Annotated in this window: 18 protein-coding genes; 16 read left to right on the top strand and 2 right to left on the bottom strand. The window is 48.7% G+C overall.

Annotated features, from left to right (window positions below):
• The first annotated feature begins 76 nt into the window (after positions 1-76).
• The 7 genes from flgF (at position 77) to flgL (ending at position 7,884) form a co-directional block, all read left to right on the top strand.
• Positions 77-820, top strand: coding sequence for a flagellar basal-body rod protein FlgF (gene flgF / locus BW956_RS20275; protein WP_076465889.1), 744 nt, complete (start codon positions 77-79; stop codon positions 818-820).
• A gap of 15 nt (positions 821-835) precedes the next feature.
• Positions 836-1,621 (top strand): flagellar basal-body rod protein FlgG, encoded by a 786-nt coding sequence (gene flgG, locus BW956_RS20270; RefSeq protein WP_076465886.1) that lies wholly within the window; start codon positions 836-838, stop codon positions 1,619-1,621.
• Positions 1,622-1,645: 24 nt separating this feature from the next.
• Positions 1,646-2,323 (top strand): flagellar basal body L-ring protein FlgH, encoded by a 678-nt coding sequence (gene flgH / locus BW956_RS20265; RefSeq protein WP_076465884.1) that lies wholly within the window; start codon positions 1,646-1,648, stop codon positions 2,321-2,323.
• A gap of 10 nt (positions 2,324-2,333) precedes the next feature.
• Positions 2,334-3,434 (top strand): flagellar basal body P-ring protein FlgI, encoded by a 1,101-nt coding sequence (locus BW956_RS20260; protein ID WP_076465881.1) that lies wholly within the window; start codon positions 2,334-2,336, stop codon positions 3,432-3,434.
• Positions 3,434-4,498, top strand: a complete 1,065-nt coding sequence (gene flgJ, locus BW956_RS20255; protein WP_076465879.1) for a flagellar assembly peptidoglycan hydrolase FlgJ — start codon at positions 3,434-3,436, stop codon at positions 4,496-4,498. Before BW956_RS20260 ends, flgJ begins: the two co-directional genes overlap by 1 nt.
• Positions 4,499-4,567: 69 nt before the next feature.
• Positions 4,568-6,628 (top strand): flagellar hook-associated protein FlgK, encoded by a 2,061-nt coding sequence (gene flgK, locus BW956_RS20250; protein ID WP_175612048.1) that lies wholly within the window; start codon positions 4,568-4,570, stop codon positions 6,626-6,628.
• Positions 6,629-6,639: 11 nt separating this feature from the next.
• Positions 6,640-7,884 (top strand): flagellar hook-associated protein FlgL, encoded by a 1,245-nt coding sequence (flgL, locus tag BW956_RS20245; RefSeq protein ID WP_076465873.1) that lies wholly within the window; start codon positions 6,640-6,642, stop codon positions 7,882-7,884.
• 5 nt (positions 7,885-7,889) lie between these two features.
• Here the strand turns inward: flgL and BW956_RS20240 are convergent, their stop codons facing one another.
• The gene (locus BW956_RS20240; protein WP_076465870.1) at positions 7,890-8,207 is read right to left on the bottom strand and encodes a flagellar protein FliT; all 318 of its coding nucleotides are present in this window, start codon (positions 8,205-8,207) and stop codon (positions 7,890-7,892) included.
• A 98-nt stretch (positions 8,208-8,305) separates the two neighbouring features.
• Here BW956_RS20240 and rfbB point away from each other — a divergent pair, with 98 nt between their 5' ends.
• Genes rfbB through rffA form a run of 7 tightly spaced genes read left to right on the top strand, consistent with a single transcriptional unit; the run spans position 8,306 to position 14,871 of the window.
• Positions 8,306-9,388, top strand: coding sequence for a dTDP-glucose 4,6-dehydratase (rfbB, locus tag BW956_RS20235; RefSeq protein WP_076465867.1), 1,083 nt, complete (start codon positions 8,306-8,308; stop codon positions 9,386-9,388).
• A gap of 14 nt (positions 9,389-9,402) precedes the next feature.
• Complete coding sequence (gene rfbA, locus BW956_RS20230) at positions 9,403-10,269, top strand: glucose-1-phosphate thymidylyltransferase RfbA (protein ID WP_076465865.1); 867 nt, start codon at positions 9,403-9,405, stop codon at positions 10,267-10,269.
• The gene (locus tag BW956_RS20225) at positions 10,266-10,880 is read left to right on the top strand and encodes a class I SAM-dependent methyltransferase (protein WP_010325264.1); all 615 of its coding nucleotides are present in this window, start codon (positions 10,266-10,268) and stop codon (positions 10,878-10,880) included. Before rfbA ends, BW956_RS20225 begins: the two co-directional genes overlap by 4 nt.
• Positions 10,881-10,884: 4 nt before the next feature.
• Positions 10,885-11,649 (top strand): TylF/MycF/NovP-related O-methyltransferase, encoded by a 765-nt coding sequence (locus BW956_RS20220; protein WP_076465863.1) that lies wholly within the window; start codon positions 10,885-10,887, stop codon positions 11,647-11,649.
• The gene (locus tag BW956_RS20215; RefSeq protein ID WP_076465860.1) at positions 11,649-13,049 is read left to right on the top strand and encodes an NAD(P)/FAD-dependent oxidoreductase; all 1,401 of its coding nucleotides are present in this window, start codon (positions 11,649-11,651) and stop codon (positions 13,047-13,049) included. Before BW956_RS20220 ends, BW956_RS20215 begins: the two co-directional genes overlap by 1 nt.
• Complete coding sequence (locus BW956_RS20210) at positions 13,046-13,741, top strand: WbqC family protein (protein WP_076465857.1); 696 nt, start codon at positions 13,046-13,048, stop codon at positions 13,739-13,741. Before BW956_RS20215 ends, BW956_RS20210 begins: the two co-directional genes overlap by 4 nt.
• Positions 13,738-14,871, top strand: a complete 1,134-nt coding sequence (gene rffA / locus BW956_RS20205; RefSeq protein WP_076465855.1) for a dTDP-4-amino-4,6-dideoxygalactose transaminase — start codon at positions 13,738-13,740, stop codon at positions 14,869-14,871. The genes BW956_RS20210 and rffA overlap by 4 nt, the downstream gene beginning before the upstream one ends.
• Before the next feature lie 314 nt (positions 14,872-15,185).
• Here rffA and BW956_RS20200 read toward each other — a convergent pair whose 3' ends face one another.
• Complete coding sequence (locus BW956_RS20200; protein WP_076465852.1) at positions 15,186-18,239, bottom strand: TDP-N-acetylfucosamine:lipid II N-acetylfucosaminyltransferase family protein; 3,054 nt, start codon at positions 18,237-18,239, stop codon at positions 15,186-15,188.
• A gap of 264 nt (positions 18,240-18,503) precedes the next feature.
• Here BW956_RS20200 and BW956_RS20195 point away from each other — a divergent pair, with 264 nt between their 5' ends.
• On the top strand, positions 18,504-20,594 hold the full coding sequence (locus BW956_RS20195; protein ID WP_076465849.1) for a flagellin N-terminal helical domain-containing protein: 2,091 nt from the start codon (positions 18,504-18,506) through the stop codon (positions 20,592-20,594).
• Between the two features lie 201 nt (positions 20,595-20,795).
• On the top strand, positions 20,796-21,191 hold the full coding sequence (locus tag BW956_RS20190; RefSeq protein WP_083703173.1) for a flagellar protein FlaG: 396 nt from the start codon (positions 20,796-20,798) through the stop codon (positions 21,189-21,191).

Below are 21,191 nucleotides of genomic sequence, written 5' to 3'. Positions count from 1 at the left end.
TTTTTCGTTTATGGCATGTACTTTGCTTTATATCTGCTAAAGCCACCAAAACGGCAATCCTTTACCGGAGCAGTTGATGGACAAGGTACTTTACGTTGCCATGACGGGCGCACGCGAAAACATGCGGGCCCAGCAGGCACATGCCAACAATCTGGCTAATGCCACTACCACTGCCTTCAAGAGTGATCTTGAACAGGCCCGTTCCATGCGTGTATTAGGCGATGGCTATGAGTCGCGCGTGTATTCCATGAGCGAGCGCCCAGGCAGCAATATGGAATCCGGCACCTTGATGCAAACGGGGCGTGATCTGGATATTGCTGTAGATGGTGATGGCTGGTTGGCGGTGATTGGTCCTGATGGTAATGAAGTTTATACCCGTAACGGTGCTCTGCAGATCAATGCCGCCAATCAGTTGGTAACGGGCAGTGGCTTGCCGGTTATGGGTGCCGGCGGTGCGCCCATCGTGATACCCCCTGCGGAAAAAGTTGAAATCGCAACGGACGGCAGCATTTCCATTCGTCCCCTGGGCGAGAATGCGGTGGATATTGCGTTGATTGACCAGCTTAAGCTGGTTCAGCCTGAGCAAGGCGCCTTGTACAAGGGGCAGGATGGCTTTATGCATACTGATAACGATGTGCCTTTGCCGCCCGGACTGAATGTGCAAGTACGTTCCGGTTACCTGGAAGCCAGTAACGTAAATGCGGTGGATGATCTGACATCGATGATCAGCCTGTCTCGCCAGTTCGAAATGCAGGTGAAAATGATGAAAACCGCCGAAGAGAATTCATCCAAGGCCGCCGAAGTGCTGAGCCTGAGCTGATAAGGAGTTAACAACATGCATGGTGCACTGCACGTCGCAAAAACAGGCCTGAGCGCTCAGGATACCCAGCTCAAGGTCATCTCCAATAACCTGGCAAATGTCAGTACCGTTGGTTTTAAAAAAGATCGCCTGGAATTTGAAGATCTGCTGTATCAGGTGCGCCGTCAGCCAGGTGCCGAGACCGGCGCCGACTCTCAACTGCCGTCAGGTTTACAGGTCGGCAGCGGGGTTCGCACGGTAGGTACTCAGAAGCTCTTCTTTACCGGCGATATGCAGATCACCGACCAGCCTTTTGATCTGGCGATAAATGGCCGTGGTTTTCTGCAGGTGCAGATGCCTAACGGCGAAATTGGTTATACCCGCAACGGTGAGCTGCACTTGGACAGCGAAAACCGCTTGGTGACGGCAGAGGGGTATCCGATTGAGCCAGAGATTACCCTTCCAGGAGAAGTGACCAACTTCTCGGTGGGTGGTGATGGCACTGTCAGCGTATCAGTGGCCGGAGACCCTGAGCCTACCGTTCTGGGGCAGCTGGAAACAGCTGACTTTGTGAATCCGCAGGGGCTGCTGGCAATAGGCCAAAACCTGTTTACAGAAACCGGCGCCAGTGGCGCGCCCATTATTGGTGTGCCGGGTGAAGACGGTCGGGGCATTATGAAACAGGGCATGCTGGAAGGCTCCAATGTTAATGCAGTGGAAGAACTGGTGGATATGATTACCACTCAGCGTGCCTATGAAATGAACTCCAAAGTCATTTCTACAGCGGATGAAATGCTTGGCTACGTAAGCCAGCAGCTCTAACGTATTAAGTCCTGGGGTGTGAGAATGAAATCGTTGATGCGGGTAGGTGTTTTGTTGGCTGTAACAGGGCTGGCTGGGTGTGTGAATAAGCCGCCTGAGCCGGATAATCCCTATTATGCGCCAATCCAGCCTGCACAAATGCAGCAACCCAAGGCAATTGATGGGGCCATTTACCAGGCCGGTGCGGGCATGGATCTGTACAGTGACGGCCGGGCCTATCGTGTGGGCGATATTCTGACGGTTGAGCTGACCGAAAACACCCAGTCGTCAAAGAGTGCATCGACTTCAGTGGGCAAAGACAACAGTCTCTCTATTGGCGCACCTAATGTGCTGGGCCGAGATCTGAGTGTGTTTGGTAATCCGCTCAGTGCTTCAGCCGAGTCCAGCAGCAGCTTCGATGGCGATGGCAGCTCTGATATGAGTAACAGCCTGAGTGGTAATATTACCGTTACGGTCCACCAGGTGTTACCCAATGGCACCATGCTTGTACGCGGTGAAAAGTGGCTGACGTTGAACCAGGGCGATGAGTACATTCGCATCAGCGGGTTGGTCAGACGCCAGGATATCGGGCCGAACAACAGCGTAGAGTCTACCCGTCTGGCTGATGCGCGCATTTCCTACAGCGGCACGGGTGCTGCACATGACGCCAATGTGATGGGCTGGATGTCACGTTTTTTTATCAGCCCGCTTTGGCCGTTCTGAGGAGTCTGACATGCGTACTCTATTGAAGTCACTTACAGCTGTCTTGGTTCTCACGCTCACTGCATTTTCAGTACAAGCAGAGCGTTTAAAAGACATTACCAGCGTGGCGGGGGTGCGCAGCAACCAGCTGGTGGGCTATGGTCTGGTTGTAGGTCTGGATGGCACAGGTGATGGTACCAACTTCACGTCACAGACCTTCCGCAACATGCTTAACAACTTTGGTGTTGCGATTCCGGATGGGGTAGATCCGGACTCCGATAATATCGCCGCCGTGGCGATTCATGCTCAGCTTCCGCCATTTGCCAAACCGGGCCAGACCATTGATATCACGGTATCAACCATCGGAGATGCAGATAGCCTCAGGGGTGGCAGTCTGCTGATGGCGCCCTTGAAAGGTGCTGACGGCAACATTTACGCGATGGCACAAGGGAACCTGGTAGTGTCGGGCTTTGGTGCTGAAGGCAATGACGGTTCGCGCCTGTCGGTGAATGTTCCCAGTGTCGGCCGAATCCCAAATGGCGCCACGGTCGAACGCACCGTACCCAATGCCTTTGCCCGTGGTGACAGCCTGATGTTCAACCTTAATCATCCAGATTTCACCACCGCACGACGCGTTGCCGAACAGATTAATGGCTTGCTGGGCCCGGATATGGCGCAGGCGCTGGATGCGGCGTCTATTCGTGTCCGAGCACCCCGCGACCCCTCACAGCGCGTATCCTTTCTTTCTGTATTGGAAAACCTGGAAGTAGACCCAGGCCAGGAGACTGCCAAGGTCATCATCAATTCCCGCACCGGTACCATCATTATTGGCTCGAATGTGCGTGTGTCACCCGTCGCCATTACCCATGGTGGTCTGACAGTGGCGATCAGCGAAAACCTGGATGTGAACCAGCCCAATGTACTGGGCGGTGGTCAGACTGTAGTGACTCCGCGCAGTGAAATTGAAATCGACGAAGGCTCTGGGCGCATGTTCGAGTTTGCACCGGGTGCAACCCTGAGTGACATCGTAGAAGCGGTGAATCAGGTTGGTGCTGCACCGGGCGATTTGATGGCGATTCTGGAAGCGCTTAAACAGGCCGGCGCGCTCAAGGCTGAACTGGTGGTGATCTGATGGCGATTAAAAGTGGCTTTGACCCATCCACAGCAGGGCTCTATACCGATCTGAACCAGCTGAGTCAGCTTAAGAACCAGGCGGGTAGTGATGAGCAGGCTGCGCTTAAAGGCGTAGCGAAAGAGTTTGAGCAGCTTTTCATGAACATGATGCTCAAGAGCATGCGTCAGGCCAGTGATGTCTTGGCCTCAGATAGCCCGTTCAACTCGGGTGATGTGAAGTTTTATCAGGAAATGTTCGACCAGCAGATGACGCTGGACCTGGCGCGCAAAGATAGCATTGGCTTGGCCGATATCATCGTTAAGCAGCTGAGTCAGAGAGCTGATGGAGTAGTCAGCCCCTCTTCAGACCACGAAGACGAAGATGCATCCAAGCAGAACCTGACAGAGCAGATGTTAAACCGTGCCCTTAATACGGGGCCGGTCAGCCAGCCAGCCGGTTTTGCCTATACTGCGCCGGTTGCTGAAACCAGCGCCAATGAGAATGAAACTGGTGATCCGGTTGATGATGAGTCAAAGCCGGAAGTCGCCTCAGCTCAATCAGAGAGTGAACAGCAAACACAGCATCAGCGTTTTGAAACCCCTGCTGAGTTTGTACAGGCATTAATGCCGCTGGCCGAAAAGGCTGCCAATGCATTGGGGGTCGCACCTACAGTCCTGTTGGCGCAAGCGGCACTGGAAACAGGCTGGGGCAAGTTCGTTACCCGTGACACTGGAAGCGGCAAGAGCAGTTTTAACCTGTTCAACATCAAGGCCGACAGTCGCTGGCAAGGTGATGCCGTTCAAGTGCAGACACTGGAATACCGTGGTGGTGTGCCGGAGAGGGAACAGGCTCGCTTCCGTGCCTATCAAGACTATGCAGGCAGCTTCAATGATTACGTGGATTTCCTGCAGAGCAACCCACGCTACCAGCAAGCCCTGGAGCAGGCTGAAGATCCGAGTAGTTTTGTACGTGAACTGCATGCTGCCGGCTATGCGACTGACCCGGAATACGCCAATAAAATCGAGCGCATTTTTAACGGTGATCTGCTGGCAGCGCTGGGTCAGAACGCTCAAGAAGGCTGATGTCTGGCCGATAAGATACATGTCTGATCGGCAGTGGAGCCGGTCACCGGAGGAACTATGAGTTACGGTTTGCTGAACCTGGGTAGCCAGGCACTGACATCCAATCAAACAGCCCTGAACGTCGTCGGTCAGAACATCGCCAACGTCAATACGGATGGCTATAGTCGCCAACGCCCGGAGTTTGCTTCGCGTGAAAACATAGGTGGCGTGGAGGTCTACGACATTGCGCGCATCGCCGACCAGTTCCTCAACAAGCAGATCTGGGCAGACTCTTCCTCCTATAACAGCTCTGATATCTACAAAACCTACGCGGAAGAACTGGATAACCTTCTTGCTTCGGAAGCCACCAGTATATCCACAGCCATGGATAACTATTTCGGTGCGCTACAGACCGCTGTGGATGACCCTACCAGTATTCCCAATCGTGAACTTTTTGTCGCTGAAGCTCAGGCATTGGTACAGCGGCTGAACGATATGGATGCGAACCTGTCCCGTCAGAATGAAAGCCTGAATGGTCGTCTGGAAAGTGGGGCGTCCGAAGTAAACGCAGTGGCACGTAACCTTGCACAGATTAACGATAAGCTTCGCATTGCATCAGCTGCTGGCACAGAGGTAAATGAGTTACTGGATAAACGTGATGCCGCGCTTGATCAGTTGGCGGAGCTGGTAAATTTTACGACTATCGAAGATACCGGCACGGGTGCGATGAGCGTATTTGTCGGTAATGGCGAACCCTTGGTCATTGGAAAAGATGCCAACGAACTGGTGGCTACCCAAGACCCTGCTGATGCCAGTAAACGTAATATTTCGCTCAGAATCGGCAATAATATCAGTGATATTACTGGCCAGATCGGTGGTGGCGAAATTGGTGGTTTGTTGGACTACCGTGACACCATTTTGGATACAGCTCGAGATCAAGTTGGCGTTATCACGCTTGCGTTTGCTGACACCATGAACCAGCAGCATATGCAGGGTATGGATTTGGATGGTGAGTTGGGTGGACGATTGTTCACTGATATCAATTCCGCCTCTGCCATGAGTAACCGTGTTCTGAGTGATGGTCGAAATACAGCCAACATCAGTAGTGCGCTGGTTCGTATTGAAGATACTGGTGAGCTGAAGGCCAGTGAATATCGCCTGGTGATGAACTCTGAGGATGACTTTACACTCATTCGCGAGAGTGACGGAAAACGTTGGGACTCGTCCGATTTCAATCAGGAGATGGGAGCCTCTTCCGATGTGGATGCTGATCGAGAGTTTCATGTTGATGCTACGACGGGCGAGCTGACATTGCGTGTTGATGGCTTCACCTTATCGATGGAGCCCCAGAGTGGAGGTTTCGCATCTGGCGATCAGTACCTGATCCAACCGATGCGAACGGCTGCTTCAGATATTGATACTGTGATACAGGACGCCCGTGATCTTGCATTGGCGGCACCGGTAAAAGTAGAAGCTAATGGCAGCAATGCAGGAACTGGTGTAGCCAGTATTGCTGTCATTGATCGTGCTGTCTTGGAAGCGAGTGTTGATCAAGACAGCCAGGTACTCACTCCACCCATTCGTATTGAATTCAGTGAGGCGGAGGTTCCGGCTGGGTCTGGAAATGTAGAGACGGTATATCGCGTATTTGATGTGACAGACCTCAGTAACCCCGTCGAAATTGACGACGATGCTGACCCGTTGACGCCTATCCAGCCTCAGGTATTTGCAGCCGGGGAACCACTGCAATTACCAGCTGATTACGGTTATGAGGTCGTGATTAACAATCAGCCGGCTGCGGGCGATACCTTTGATGTTACATATAACGAAGGTGGCGTTTCAGATAACCGAAATGCACTGATCATGTCGGATCTCCAGTTTGACAAAACAACGGTGGATAATGCCTCTTATCAGGACCGATATGGTCAATTGATTGAGCGAGTTGGGACCCAGACCGCTGTGGCACAAATTAATGCTCAGGCAAGCAAGTCTGTGCTGGATAGTAATATACAAGCTCGCTCAAGCATTAGTGGTGTCAACTTGGACGAAGAGGCGACCAAACTGATCCAGTTTCAGCAGGCCTATTCGGCTTCAGCCCAGCTGATCAGAGCCTCTCAAACCATATTCGATGCCCTGATTGGCGCTGTGTAAACGGAGGCCTTATGCGTATTTCAACTTCTCAAGTCTTCATGTCCAACCTGGATAATATCAGTCGGAACAACGCTGACCTGTTCAAGACACAACAGCAATTATCCACGGGTAAAAACGTTTTACAGCCGTCCGATGATCCTTTGGCTGCAGCGCAGATCATAAAGTTGAAGAAAGAGATTGCCCGTAATGACCAATTCCAGGGCAATATCGATGTTTCCCAGCGCCGCCTTGAGCAGGAAGAAATTGCGCTGGATCAGTTGAACAATATCAATATTCGTTTGCGAGAGATTACCATTAAGGCTGGTAGTGAAGTCTTAACCGCAGCTGACAGGAAGTCGCTCGCGGCAGAAGTTGACGAGATGACTCAGCAAATGCTTGGTCTGATGAACACCAAGGATGTTCAGGGAGAGTATCTCTTTTCAGGCTACAAGGGCGATACGGCTGCCTATGCCTATGATGAAGCATCAGAACAATATGTTTTTCAGGGCGATAGTGGGCAACGATTGATTCAAGTAGGCCCGGACAATCGAATCGCGTCTACCGATTCCGGCCAGAAGCTGTTTGAGCAAATTCAGGCCCCAGAGCTGCCCTATGTCAGCAATAACCCTGAAGGTGTTCTCAACGGTGTATCCCTGGTTAATCGGGATAAGTTGGAAGAGGTCATGGCTGATAAGGAGCTGCCGCTTGATATCACCGTGCAGGATACAAGTACTGTACCGCCTACGCTTCTTATCGAAGATGCTGCAGGCACTGTTTTGTTTGATAACAGTGCTGATCCTACCGACCCGCAAAACCAGCTAGGCAATGAATTAGGCATCAGCCTGGGGATAAATCCAAGTGTGCCCCCAGCGCCGACGGGCCCCTTCAGTGCCGAAGTAGACTTGCGCGCAGAGAAGACTAATCCGTTGAACATAGCGCTGAAATTGCAAGAAGGTCTAGAAGGCCTGGACTTGAGCGACCCTGAACAAAAAGAAGCATTTCGAACCTTAGTAGCTGATACGCTGGATACGCTAACCCAGGCAGAAGAAAGCAATATTCAGGCGAGGACCTCGCTGGGCGCCCGTATCAACGCATTGGAACAGCAGGAAACCGTTAATACTGACTACCAGCTGTTTACTAAGGAAACATTGTCATCGTTCGAAGACCTTGACTATGCAGAGGCTATAAGCCGTTTTGCGCTTCAGCAAAATGTGCTGGGAGCTGCATATCAAAGCTTCTCAAAAATTAAAGAAATGAGTCTTTTTAACTACATTTAGGGAATTCAAAACTCACCATATGCTTTACGGGCCTTTTTGCTGACCTTGAGTTTACTAAGTGTCCGGTTAGCTTCATCTCGTTGCTGCTGAAGAAGAGATGAAGCTTGGTTTTCCAGCTCACGAGACTGCTCAATGATTCGCCGGATCTGAAGCAGAGTTTCTTCATCGTCCGGTTGGTGGCTGAGGAGATCAAGTTCGGCAATGAGATGCTGACGTTGCTGTTGAATACTATCGATACTACTGAGTTCTCCTGCCTTGGCCGCGTCAACAAGAGCCAGGGTGGATTGTAGTAGTCTAAGAGCACATTCCTGAATTGGTTTCATCAGCTTTTAGGCCTTCTTAATATCATGGTGAAAGAGCGTCGTTGAATTTTTGTCTTTTTATTCAATAGATTGAATTCAAAAAAGAGAGGTCTACGGCAGTGCAAATTTTGGTTACCGGCGGCGCAGGCTTTATTGGATCTGCCTTGATCCGCTATCTCATTCAATCGACACAGCACTGTGTAGTCAACCTCGATAAACTCACCTATGCTGGCAATGATCTCAATCTGGTTTCAGTTGCTGACTCAAATCGTTATGCCTTTGAACAGGCAGATGTCTGTGACCGTAGAGCAGTAAAAGAAATTTTTAATCATTACCAGCCCGACATGGTCATGCACCTTGCAGCTGAAAGTCACGTTGACCGTTCGATTGACGGTCCTGCAGCTTTTATAGAAACCAATGTGGTCGGTACCTATACAATGCTGGACGTGAGCAGGGAGTATTGGCAGCAGTTGTCCCCTGATAGGCAGATTACTTTCCGTTTTCACCATGTGTCTACAGATGAAGTATATGGTGACCTGCCACACCCGGATGATGATCCGCAGGCTCGCGAGCATCTCTTCCGGGAAGAGACTGCCTATGCGCCCAGTTCACCTTACTCTGCCAGCAAGGCCAGTTCAGATCACTTGATTAGGGCTTGGGGAAGAACCTATGGTTTGCCGGTTCTGGTGTCAAACTGTTCCAACAACTATGGTCCCTGTCAGTACCCGGAAAAGCTGATCCCGTTGGTGATCTTGAATGCTCTCAGTGGCAAGCCAATACCTGTTTATGGTACAGGAAATCAGATTCGTGACTGGCTATACGTGGACGATCATGTCAGGGCGCTATATGCGGTGATTACCCGGGGTAATGTTGGCGAAACCTATAACATTGGTGGCCACAGTGAGAAACGAAATATAGAAGTTGTCGGGGTGATCTGCGACATACTGCAGAAGCTGTTACCCCCGGTAATCTCTGCCACCCATATGCACGAAGGTGCCATCAAATATCGGGACCTGATCCAACATGTTGAAGATAGGGCCGGCCATGATCGTCGCTATGCCATTGATACCGGAAAAATTCAGCGCACTCTGGGCTGGGTACCGCAGGAAACATTCGAAAGCGGGATAGAAAAGACGGTTCGCTGGTATCTGAATAATCTCGAATGGTGCCAACGTGTCGTTGAAAATAACACGCCTGCGTAAACAGGAGGGCAGTGATGAAAGGTATCATTCTCGCAGGAGGCAGCGGTACACGCCTCTACCCGATTACCAAAGGAGTGTCCAAGCAACTCTTGCCCATTTACGACAAGCCTATGGTCTACTACCCCTTGTCTGTCCTGATGCTGGCTGGAATCCGGGAAATTCTTCTTATTACCACTCCCGAAGATATCCACAGCTTTGAACGACTGCTGGGCGATGGCAGAGAGTTTGGCATAGAGCTGAGCTATGCGGTCCAGCCAAACCCGGATGGCTTGGCCCAGGCTTTTACCATAGGTGAAGACTTTATCGGCGGTGACAGGGTATGTCTTGTGCTGGGCGACAATATTTTTTATGGCCAGGGATTTACACCCAAGTTACGTGAAGCGGTCGCCCGTACGCAAGGCGCGACGGTTTTTGGTTATCAGGTAAAGGATCCTGAAAGGTTTGGTGTCGTGGAATTTGATACGGGCTATCGGGCGATTTCTATTGAGGAAAAGCCGCTGCAGCCCAAATCGAACTATGCTGTCACCGGCCTCTATTTCTATGACAATGAGGTTATCGAAATCGCCAGGTCTGTTGTTCCGTCGAACCGGGGAGAGCTGGAGATCACCAGTATCAACCAAGCTTACCTCCAGCGAGGCTCCCTGAATGTTGAGCTGCTAGGGCGTGGTTTTGCATGGCTGGATACGGGCACCCATGAAAGTTTGCTGGAGGCCGCCCAGTTTGTGGAAACTATTGAGAAGCGGCAAGGTTTCAAGATCGCCTGCCTCGAAGAAATTGCTTGGCGCCAGGGCTGGATTTCAGATCAGGATGTGCTCATGGCCGCTGAAAGACTGTCCAGCAGCATTTATGGACAATATCTGGAGCGAGTTGTAACGCTATGACGATAGATTTGTCACCTATAAATCAGTACTACACCGGAAAAATTACGCAGCATGGTGCTAGCTCAAAAGGGGTGGACTGGAAGGATGAGCAGGGGCATGCATTAAGGTTTGAGCAGTTTCTGCCCCTGTTCAAGACGGATACTGTGTTCTCGCTGAATGACTTGGGCTGCGGTTACGGTGCTCTCTATGGCTACTTGGTGGACAGAGGTTATGAGGTGGCCTATAGCGGCTATGACATATCCGAAAAAATGCTGGTGGAGTGCATTAAGGCTTACCCCGATACCGATATGCAGCTGACCAAGTCTGCCAGCATACAGCAGGGGGCAGACTATTCTGTTGCCAGTGGAATCTTTAACGTACGGCTGGGTATGGATGACGAGGCATGGAGTGAATATGTCGAGAGTGTACTGGATAACCTGTTTGAAAGCAGTAAGAAGGGGTTCGCATTTAACTGCTTGACAAGTTATTCAGACGAAGACAAGAAAAGACCCGATCTTTACTATGCTAACGCTCTTGATCTTTTCCACTTGTGTAAAACCAAGTATTCAAGAAACGTATCACTTATACATGACTATGATCTATATGAATTTACGATCATAGTGAGGACTTGATCACATGAGCTATGATCCCAGTGTTTTTACATCGTCCGACATTGGCCAGTTACAGGCACGAGACGAGTTATTCGAGCTGTATCAAAGCTACCAGGCTCCCCAAAATGAGTTGGAAAGAAGTCTTCCTCTGTTCATGAGAGCGTCGCTGCTAGCCAGGGTTCTGGCAGTTCAGGAAGTGTTTCTGGCTGGTATGAAAACCCCTGGGTGCATCATGGATTTTGGCACTTGGCGGGGCATGATTCCCGTACTATGCGAAAACCTGAGAGCTGTTTATGAGCCTATGAATACGCAAAGGCGTATCTATGCCTTTGATACGTTCGAAGGCTACTCTGGGTTCACCCAAGAGGAGGTCCAAGTCGATAATATATCGGATGGGAAATATTCCGTTGAGGAAAATTATGAAGTTTTACTTGGTAAACTTCTAAATATCCATGAGCGAAATAATGTCTTGGGTAGCATAAATGGGAAACATAAAGTAATTAGGGGGTTAGCTGATGAAAAAATCGATGAAGTCCTGTCCCAAAACCCCGGTCTAACGCTTTCTCATGTTTTTTTCGATTTGAACTGTTATGAACCTACGGAAAAAGTGATGCGATCAATACTGCCTCGGTTAAACAACGGTGGTGTTATTGCGTTATGGCAATTTGGTCGTGAAGAAATTCAAGCTGAAAGTCGAGTATACCTTGAGCTTATAGCTGAAAAAATCAAGGGTACCCTTAAAATGTGCAAGACCTATCCTTCTCTTGTTTACTTTGTTAAGGAGTCGTGATGGACCGGATTGCAATTGTTGGTAATGGGATTCTGTCGCTTGCTTCTGCCTGGAGAGTCCTTCAGAAAAACCCTGCTGCCAGGGTGACCATCATCGGGCCCAAGGCACGTACAGGGTCTGCGTCTCTTGCTGCTCCAGCGATGCTCAATAGCTTTGCTGAACTGGTTATGGGATCTCTTGACCATCCTATCGACCGCAAGAAATTTAGTGTAAGCCAGTTAGCTGCCCGTGCCTGGAGCGATTTCCTTGCTGAAATGCCCGAGTATGAGGTCTCCAGACCTGGCATTGGCAAAGGCACCTTTGTGCTGAATAACGGCAGCACGGACGTTTCAGAAGACGAAAGCTTTGATGCCATTGTCGATTACCTTGAAGAGTTTAATGAGGCTTACCAGTGGGTCAGGCCTACGGAGATACCGGGTTATTCGCCTGCAGCATCAGGGCGGGCACTGCGCGCGATTTATATTGAGCGTGAGAACTTCGTCAACAGTGAACAAGTCATTCAGTATGTCGAATGTGCTCTGGAAAATATGGGGGTCAGTTTTATCGATGACTGCGCGGCATCGCTGGAGATGACATCAGGGATAATATCCTCGGTACAACTGAGGTCTGGTGAGTGTGTTAAGGCCGATAGCTACTTGCTTGCCCTCGGAGCCAATCTTACCAAGCTGATGTCTGACTCAGGCATTGATGTTGAAATGCCAAAAATATTCTATGGCAGCGGTGTTTCCATCGAAATACGGCCCCGGGAATCGAAGCTCTCAAACTGCGTTCGAACCCCGAACAGGGGGTTGGCCTGCGGTATTTATAGTGCCCCTCGGACCCAGGATACTGTTGTCATCGGTGCCAGTAATTATGTGGCGGACTATGCATTGGATTATCCCAGAATCGGCAGCCTTGAAAGCCTGATGAAAGGGACCATGGAGCAGTTGAACAGAGATTTCTACAATGCAGAATTGGTCAACCCGCGTGTGGGCTGGAGACCAACCAGTGAGGATACTTACCCTGTACTGGGGAAGTTAAGCATTGAAAACCTGGTCGTTGCCAGTGGGACCAAGCGCGACGGGTTTCACATGTCACCCATTCTCTCCGACTATATTTCCGACCTGCTGTTGAATGGAAACTCTGAGCTTGATGAGCTTTTCTCGGAGTGGAAGCCTGAAAGAGCACTGATCAGGACATATACCCGTGAGAAAGCGGTTACCGAAATTGTAAAGCATAAACTGAGTGCCATGTATCAGCATGACTTTGTGCCGCCCAAGAGCGCCATGCTGGCTGAGCTGACAGAAAGCATACGAACTGAGGTCGAGTCATTCCATGACAGCTTAGGAGCGAAGGATTGGGGCGTTCATCCTGAGTTATATGATTTGTATCGAAATGGCTATATAGCAGCCGAAAAATGAAAAGGGTTGCTATCTCTCAATCGAACTACATACCCTGGAAAGGGTACTTTGACTTGATCAATTCGGTTGACGTTTTTGTGCTGTACGATGATGTCCAATATACAAGGCGTGACTGGAGAAATCGAAACAAGGTCAAAACATCCACGGGCGTGAAGTGGTTGACAATTCCCGTTGATGTCAAAGGGAAATATCTTCAGAAAATTAATGAAACCCAAGTGTCAGATCCGCTTTGGAATATTCGGCACTGGGAGGAAATAAAGCGTCTATACGGGAAAACGCCTTATTTTTCGCTCTATGCCGAACAGTTTGAGATGTTTTATCTGAGCTGCGGCCATAAATACCTCAGTGATATCAACAAAGAAGCTATTTCCCTGATAAATCGTATTCTTGGCATTGGTACAACGATACTGAACTCCTCGGACTTTGTTATGGAACAGGGGCGTACTGAGCGGCTATTGGATATTTGCAAGCAAGTCGGCGGTACAGCCTATCTGAGTGGCCCGACCGCGCAGGCCTATTTCGATGAAGGCCTTGCCCAAAGCATGGGAGTAACGGTTGAATGGATGGACTATGGCGGCTACCCTGAATACCCCCAGCTTTACCCTCCATTTGAACATGGCGTAACAATTCTTGACCTGTTGTTCAATACCGGCCCGGACGCAAGAAGGTACATGAAGAGCTTCAGTGAATGAACATTCCTTTTAACAACCCCCCTCACACCGGCAAGGAAGAGCAATATGTCCTTTCGGCCATCCATGACCATCGCTTGGCTGGCGATGGTAACTATACCCAGCGCTGTCATGGCTGGTTTGAACGGCAGCTACCCGCCCAGAGGGTGCTGATGACTCCCTCGTGCACGTCAGCACTGGAAATGGCGGCAATTCTGGCGGATATCCAGGCCGGGGACGAGGTCATCATGCCAAGCTTCACATTTGTCAGTACGGCCAATGCCTTTGTCTTGCGTGGGGCTAGAATTGTTTTCGTCGATGTGTGCCCGGACACCATGAACATTGATGCGAGCAAGATCGAAGCGGCGGTAACGGATAAGACCCGAGCGATAGTACCGGTTCACTATGCCGGAGTGGGTTGCAACATGGAGGCTATCCTGTCGGTTGCCGAGCGCTACGGGCTGGTTGTGATCGAGGATGCGGCTCAGGGGATACTGTCTAGCTACAAGGGGCAGAGCCTTGGAAGTATTGGTCATCTGGGTACCTTGAGTTTCCACGAGACCAAAAACATCAGCAGTGGAGGAGAAGGTGGGCTGTTGATCGTCAATGACAGTCGTTTCATTGAGCGTGCTGAAATCATTCGGGAAAAAGGCACCAACCGCAGTCAGTTCATTCGGGGGGAGGTGGATAAGTACAGCTGGGTTGATGTTGGCGGCAGTCATCTGGCTTCAGACCTGCAGGCCGCATATTTGTGGGCGCAGCTGGAAGGGGCTGAAGAGATCACCCAATACCGCCTAGCGGTTTGGCAGCGTTATTATGATGGCCTGCTTGCTCTGGCCAATAGTGGAAAACTTAGGCTGCCAAGGGTGCCGCCATCCTGTCGGCACAATGGCCACATATTCTACCTGAAGGCTCATAGTCTTTCTGAGCGCGAAACATTGCGACAATATTTAGCTACACAAGGGATACAGGCGACGTTTCATTATACCCCCTTACACAGCTCATTGGCCGGGCAAAGGTATGGCTACTTTTCTGGCTATGACCTATACACAACCTCTGGCAGCGAATGCTTGCTGAGATTGCCTCTATGGTATGGCATTACATTCGAAGAGGTTGATCGCGTGATTGAGCAGGTAGAACTTTTTTACCGGTAAGTACCCTTACATCGGGCCTGTAAATCTGATTGTGTAACTCCTACGATTATTGAGTGACCCCCTGCATTGATAACATGCGGCGGAAGCTCTTCTTAAAGGATGACAGTGAACTGAAAGTAGTCCCCCTCACTGCACAGCAGGCTTCCAGTAAATCTACGTTGTAGATCTGAAATTGGAAGCCCGCATTGAATCGCTTTATTCTCGAATAGTGTGGCCGCTTGCAAGGTCATCTGATATGGCGTGTGCGGTCACATTGAATTCTTTATAGGCTGCCATGGGCAGGCTTACAGCTTACCTGATTGAAATGGGAGGTATCACACTGCATCAGATAATTGCTTATATGCTTGAGCAAAAGTATCGGCAGAGGATTGTCTTCCATATATTCTACGTGATAGTGATTTGTTTCTTTGGGTAAGCTCAGAATTATTCATGCTTTCAATTGTATGGGCTTTTTTAAATTCCTCATAGTCATGCGCAAAAAAACCTTGCTTCAGAATTACTCGAGACCATACTGGGTTTAATGACTTAAGCCCTGAAACCGTTATTTCTTTTCTCATTACCACGCTGACACCAAAATAAAAACATGCAGCAACATGCCCAAATCCTTGTTGTCTGTTATGAGCCGATATATAGATTTCTGCAGACCCTAAAACCTTGTAGTAATCAGATTTTTTTATATGTTTTGTTAAAATGTGAACATTTTTTATACCTAGGTTTTTAATTTCTTCTTTAATGCTAATGAGTGACTCATCATTTCCATTGTATGTATACGGAATTATAACAGTGTAGTTTTTTATGTCTTGTTTTAAAGCGAGTGACCTCAGAATATCAATATGGTTATTTGATGGGTCTCCGCTATTACCAACAAAGATTAATTTTTCTTTTATTTCTGGAACAGATATGTCTTCGTACCCAAAGTCATATTTTATTTCTAAAGATGGCTTGGGTGAAAACGTATCATTGAAAATTCTAATCTCATCATCGAGGCTAGTTGCTACGTAACTAATATTATTATTCACAAATCCAATAAAATCATTGTTATTCAAATTGCCATATAGATCACCTCCCCATAATGTCCATATACATGGTTTTTCCCCATTTATCTTTTCAATTGCTTTAAGTTGCCATTCAAAGAATATTCCATGAATAAAAACGGCTGTAACGTTTGAATGTAGACACGTTTTTATGACATCGTGTAGATCATCTGAGGCATTAAAAAAATATGCTGAATTGTTTTTCGTTATATCTACATCATAGTTGACCACTGCTCGTGTCTTTTCAATAAAGATAATACTATTATAATCTTCTATATATTTTCCATTACTCAGAGTGTCTAGAAGTGGTTCACTGTGCATATTATTAAAGCATAAATGGACAAAAGTTTTCTTGTTAGGGTTGATTGATGAGATTTCTCTACTTTTTTTCTCTTCACTTTGAAGGGGGGGTGATAAATCTTGCTGGACTTTATCACGTGTCTCTGTGCAAGAAATGCTTTCCGTGGCAAGTCCTTTAGCATGTCTTCTCCAAATTGTTCTTAACACAATAGAAAGTGTATTTGCGTACTCCTTATCTGCACAAACATTAGATTGTAAAAATATTGTACGCAAGTTTTCTCTTATTATAGATAGGCTGGATAAGTCTGATGTCAGTTCTAAAACCCTGGTCTTATATTGGGAAAAACTGTCAGTAACTAGCTCGTACATACCTGCGTTCTTGATATGTGATGCAGAATGTCGACCTGCAAAAGTTGGCCCTGTACAAGTCACAACAGGGACGCCCATTAACATGGCTTCACAAGTTGTAAGTCCACCCGAATATGGCCAAGTATCTAATGCTATATCAACACGGTTATATGAGCGCAGAAGCTCTTGGTGTGGGGACGGTCCTTCCAGAATAAGTCGGTCCTTGTCTATTCCCATAGCTTCCATTTCTTGGGTTATGCGTTTTACTAACTCAGGACTATTAAATTGGAAGCTTTTTAACAACAAACGTGAATTGGGCGTCAAGTGCATGATGTCAGCCCAGCACGAAAGTATGACTTTATTTATTTTAGTTGGATTGTTAAAACAACCGAAAGTTATGTATTCGTTATTTAGTGCTGGTAGCGTATTGACAGCAGGTGTGTATTCTGGGGGATCATAACAAATATAGTCATGAGGCATTTTGATCAGTTTTTCTGTATAATATTGATCGTGCCCTGTCGGCGTCTCAATGTGGTCACTGAGCAAGTAGTCGATGGCATCCACTGCCGTGGTGTTAATGAGGCCACCGACCCATTTTATGATAATGGGGGCAGGCTTCATTGCAATAGCTGACATTCTGGAGCCGTTATTGTGTCCTGCAAGGTCTATAAGGATGTCGATTTTTTGGCTTTTTATATGCTCAAATAGCTCAGGACCAAACAGCTGTGTTATACGGTGCCATTCACTACAGCAATTTGCTATACGAGTAGTGATGTCGTCTCTCGCATCATTGCTACTGAATGCAATAAAGTCTGCTTGTTCTTTTGGGAAGGCTTCCAGAACCGAGGTTATCATCTGTCCTACTGGGCTGCGTTTGAAACCATCCGATATCAAACCAATACGGAGCTTCTTTTCCGGCTCCATGCTGAGATGCTTATGCTCTGTTTCCTGCCATGCAGGAGCGTATTGTTCTTGCCATAACTTGCAGGCTTTAAAAATTTCGTCTCTGGATTTGTCTGGATGATAGTGCAAGGTTGTCAGGTAATTTGAGTACGCTGAAGCATCATCGCCGCTGAGTGTCATCGCCTGCTGATAGCACTCTAGAGCGCGATCCAGATTGCCCAGATCTCGTTCAATATTACCAATGTCCATCCAGTGCCTGAAGTCGGCTGGCTGGAGTTTGGCAAGGTGTTCAAATAAGCCTTTGGCTTTTTCCAGCCGGTGAAGGGCCTTTAGGGCTGAGGCTTTTAGCTGAAGTAACCCTGGTTGCTCGAGGTTCGTTCCCAAGCAAGAGTCGCAGACGTTCAGGGCTGCTTGGTATTGGCCTATGTTGTAATGCATAAGTGCAAGGTCATTACAGAGCTTTGCATCTTTTTGGTTGGTGTTATATGCCAGTGATAAGACTTCAATTGCTTTGTTTATTTGGTCGGCTCTGCGAAGTGCTGCAGCGTATTGCACCGCAATAGATGCATCTTCAGGGGCTAGTTCAAATGCACGTTTCGCTGGTGATAAGGCACGTGCGATGTCACCCTCTTGTAAGTGCCAGGCTGCAAGCCCTTTCCAAACGGCGGGATTGTTAGGGAGGCGTTTGCACTGCTGTTCTAGCTGCTTTAACAGACTCTGCCCCTGATTCGTCTGAGCAGTTCTTGTTGCTTGTTGTTTCCTGTTACGCGCTTTCTTAGCCATGAATTAGATCCTGCCCTTATCTTTGCTCAAAGGTTACTTAAAAATTCCATTTAAATGAACGCTAGATGCGCTGTTCTGGAGTAACTACTGGCGTGGATCCTGTGGAACTTCTCTCGATCCAAGCAGAGGTGTGAAATCAATCTGAATTTTTTCTAAAGCCCTGCTGCAGGGTGCCGATAACAGGATCACAAGCAGACAATGCTGCTCAATTTATACTTCATTGCACAATGGCCGAACAGGCTGCCCTATTGAGGAGAACGACTCATGGCAATGGTAATCAACTCAAACATCATGTCGCTCAATGCTCAGAATCAGCTGAACAAGAGCCAGAATGACCTGAACACCTCGATGGAGCGCCTGACCAGTGGTAAGCGGATCAACTCCGCTGCTGACGACGCGGCAGGTCTGTCCATCGCAAACCGTATGACCTCTCAGGTCCGAGGCTTGGATCAGGCGGTTCGTAACGCTAATGATGGTGTTTCTCTGATCCAGACCGCGGAAGGTGCACTGGACGAGTCTACCAACATTCTTCAGCGTATGCGTGAGCTGTCAATCCAGTCCGCGAACGGAACCTATGATACTGGTAACCGCTCAACCTTGAATGCCGAAGTTGAACAGCTGAAAGAAGAACTGACTCGAATTGCTGAAACTACCAGCTTCAACGGTCAAAAAATTCTTGACGGTACGTTGGGAGATATCTCTCTGCAGGTTGGCTCAGAAGCGAATCAGACTATTGATTTCAGCATCGGTGCACTTGACTCTGAAAACTTGGGTGTTTCCGATTCTGCGGGTGTTGGTTCAATTAGCCGGACTGCAGATGGAGCAGATGTTGCCACTGCGGTTACAAATATGACTCAGCTGGGCACCGGTGACCTGGTTATTAATGGTGTTTCCATTGATGCAGCTGACTCTTCAGCAGACAATGCATCTTCAGCGGGTAAAACTGGCAGTGCTCTTTCTACTGCTGCGGCAATCAATGAAAAATCGGACCAGACAGGCGTTACTGCAGTCGTAGGTGAAACTACTCTTGGCGGTGCATCAATGACCGCGGGTGACGCGGCTGGTACCGTTACTGTAAACGGCGTTGCAATCAGCGTTGAAACTACCGCAGATGCCGCAACTACCCGTGCTGCGATTACTGACGCAATTAACGCTGAAAGTGATCGTACTGGTGTCCGTGCCGTCAACACCGACAGTGACGATGGCGGTATCACTTTGGTTGCTGATGACGGCCGTAATATTGCCTTGGAGCTTGCTGGTGTCACATCCGCTCAGACTGGTCTGGGTGGTAATGATGGCGCGGCTCGAATTGCTACTGGCACTGTAACGCTTGTTTCTGACAGTGGAAGTGATATCACTATTGAATCTGGCGCAACAGGTAGTGCTGCTGATGCTGGTTTCCAGGAAGGCTCCTACAGTGGCGCCGCTTCTCAGGTTTCTTCAAATTTGAATGACAGTACAACAGCGCTGGTTGCCGGAGATGTTGTGATCAATGGCGTGTCTATTGGTGCCTCGTCAGCTGTTGATGATACAGCCTCTAGTGTCAATAAGGATGCGAGTGCGATTTCCAAAGCTGCTGCCATTAACGAGGTCTCTGACAAGACAGGTGTTACAGCTGTCGTAAATGAAAATATCGTTAATAACGATACAGCTCAGACCAATGCAGGTAGTGCAGCGGTGTCCGGCACCATCAACGGTGTTTCAATTCAAGCATTCACAAGTACCACAGACAACAGCATTAACCGTCAGACTTTCGTTGATGCAGTGAATGCTATTTCTGATCAAACAGGCGTGACTGCTGTCGATACAGGTGAAGACGGCACTACCGCAGGCGGCGGTGTGCAGCTGATTGCCGAAGATGGCCGTAATATTGAACTGAATGTTACCAACGGCTCCGAAGTTGGTGTGGCAGCAAACTCTACCTTTATTGGTGAGTTTACTCTCAAGTCTGATAGCGAGATTACTGTTTCCAACGGGTCTACAGGTAATATTGCCAATTCGGGCTTGAAGGTGGGTACTTACGGCGGCGGTGAAGATGGCTCATCTATTGCCAACATCGACATCAGTACTGCTGCAGGTGCTCAGAAAGCAATTGGCGCAATCGATAACGCGCTGGAAAAGATCAACGAGACTCGCGGTGATTTGGGTGCGGTTCAGAACCGTCTGGACTTCACTATGAATAACCTGTCCAACATCTCCGAGAACGTGTCTGCAGCTCGTTCACGTATCGAAGACGCTGACTTTGCACAGGAATCAGCAAACCTGTCCCGTGCTCAGGTATTGCAGCAGGCTGGTACTTCCATGCTGGCGCAGGCCAATGCCGCTCCCCAGCAGGTACTGTCTCTGCTCCAGTAAGCCTTCGACAGAGCTAAAAAGAAAAGGCCACCTTCGGGTGGCTTTTTTGTATAAAAAATAAGCTAAAGATAGTCTCTTGGTGGCCGACATAGAGGCTACGGGGCAGTGCGTTTCATCTGCCTGTAACTGGGGCAAGCGGAGCCGGGTGTGTCATAATGGGATTCTTGCTTGTATGAATAACAGTAGATCACTGGGGGTCATATGAATATCGACTCTTCGGGCGTAGGTAGCGCCCAGGCAATACAGCAGGGTACATCTTCTCGTCAGATGGCAGATGCCGGGTCGACGAATGCATCGGCAGTACCGGTTCAAACGGTTAATGCTTCGTCTGAATCAGTGCAGCAGACGAACGCTACTGAGAAAACTGCGGCTTCGATTGAAGACTTGCAGGAAGCTGTTGAGAAAATGAACCAGCTCATGGATAGCTACAACCGCTCGCTTCAGTTCTCGGTAGATGATTCTACGGAGGATGTGGTGATTAAGGTTGTGGATCGAGATACAGATGAGGTTGTACGACAGATTCCTTCGGAAGAAACTTTGAAGTTTTCTGAGTTTCTTGAAGGAATGGTCGGTCTCATCTTTGATGAACGTGCATAG

It is taken from the genome of Marinobacterium stanieri (assembly GCF_900155945.1).
Classification (GTDB): domain Bacteria; phylum Pseudomonadota; class Gammaproteobacteria; order Pseudomonadales; family Balneatricaceae; genus Marinobacterium; species Marinobacterium stanieri.
The sequence above is the reverse complement of the archived record's forward strand: the minus strand, read 5'-3'. Positions and strand labels throughout refer to the sequence as shown.

Excerpts from the sequence above, each read along its gene's own strand:
- BW956_RS20190 (WP_083703173.1), top strand. The coding sequence starts at position 20,796 with ATGAATATCGACTCTTCGGGCGTAGGTAGCGCCCAGGCAATACAGCAG.
- BW956_RS20210 (WP_076465857.1), top strand. The coding sequence starts at position 13,046 with ATGAAAAGGGTTGCTATCTCTCAATCGAACTACATACCCTGGAAAGGG.
- flgF (WP_076465889.1), top strand. The coding sequence starts at position 77 with ATGGACAAGGTACTTTACGTTGCCATGACGGGCGCACGCGAAAACATG.
- rffA (WP_076465855.1), top strand. The coding sequence starts at position 13,738 with ATGAACATTCCTTTTAACAACCCCCCTCACACCGGCAAGGAAGAGCAA.
- BW956_RS20225 (WP_010325264.1), top strand. The coding sequence starts at position 10,266 with ATGACGATAGATTTGTCACCTATAAATCAGTACTACACCGGAAAAATT.
- flgJ (WP_076465879.1), top strand. The coding sequence starts at position 3,434 with ATGGCGATTAAAAGTGGCTTTGACCCATCCACAGCAGGGCTCTATACC.
- BW956_RS20195 (WP_076465849.1), top strand. The coding sequence starts at position 18,504 with ATGGCAATGGTAATCAACTCAAACATCATGTCGCTCAATGCTCAGAAT.
- rfbA (WP_076465865.1), top strand. The coding sequence starts at position 9,403 with ATGAAAGGTATCATTCTCGCAGGAGGCAGCGGTACACGCCTCTACCCG.
- BW956_RS20200 (WP_076465852.1), bottom strand. The coding sequence starts at position 18,239 with ATGGCTAAGAAAGCGCGTAACAGGAAACAACAAGCAACAAGAACTGCT.
- BW956_RS20215 (WP_076465860.1), top strand. The coding sequence starts at position 11,649 with ATGGACCGGATTGCAATTGTTGGTAATGGGATTCTGTCGCTTGCTTCT.
- BW956_RS20240 (WP_076465870.1), bottom strand. The coding sequence starts at position 8,207 with ATGAAACCAATTCAGGAATGTGCTCTTAGACTACTACAATCCACCCTG.
- flgL (WP_076465873.1), top strand. The coding sequence starts at position 6,640 with ATGCGTATTTCAACTTCTCAAGTCTTCATGTCCAACCTGGATAATATC.
- flgG (WP_076465886.1), top strand. The coding sequence starts at position 836 with ATGCATGGTGCACTGCACGTCGCAAAAACAGGCCTGAGCGCTCAGGAT.
- BW956_RS20220 (WP_076465863.1), top strand. The coding sequence starts at position 10,885 with ATGAGCTATGATCCCAGTGTTTTTACATCGTCCGACATTGGCCAGTTA.
- flgH (WP_076465884.1), top strand. The coding sequence starts at position 1,646 with ATGAAATCGTTGATGCGGGTAGGTGTTTTGTTGGCTGTAACAGGGCTG.
- BW956_RS20260 (WP_076465881.1), top strand. The coding sequence starts at position 2,334 with ATGCGTACTCTATTGAAGTCACTTACAGCTGTCTTGGTTCTCACGCTC.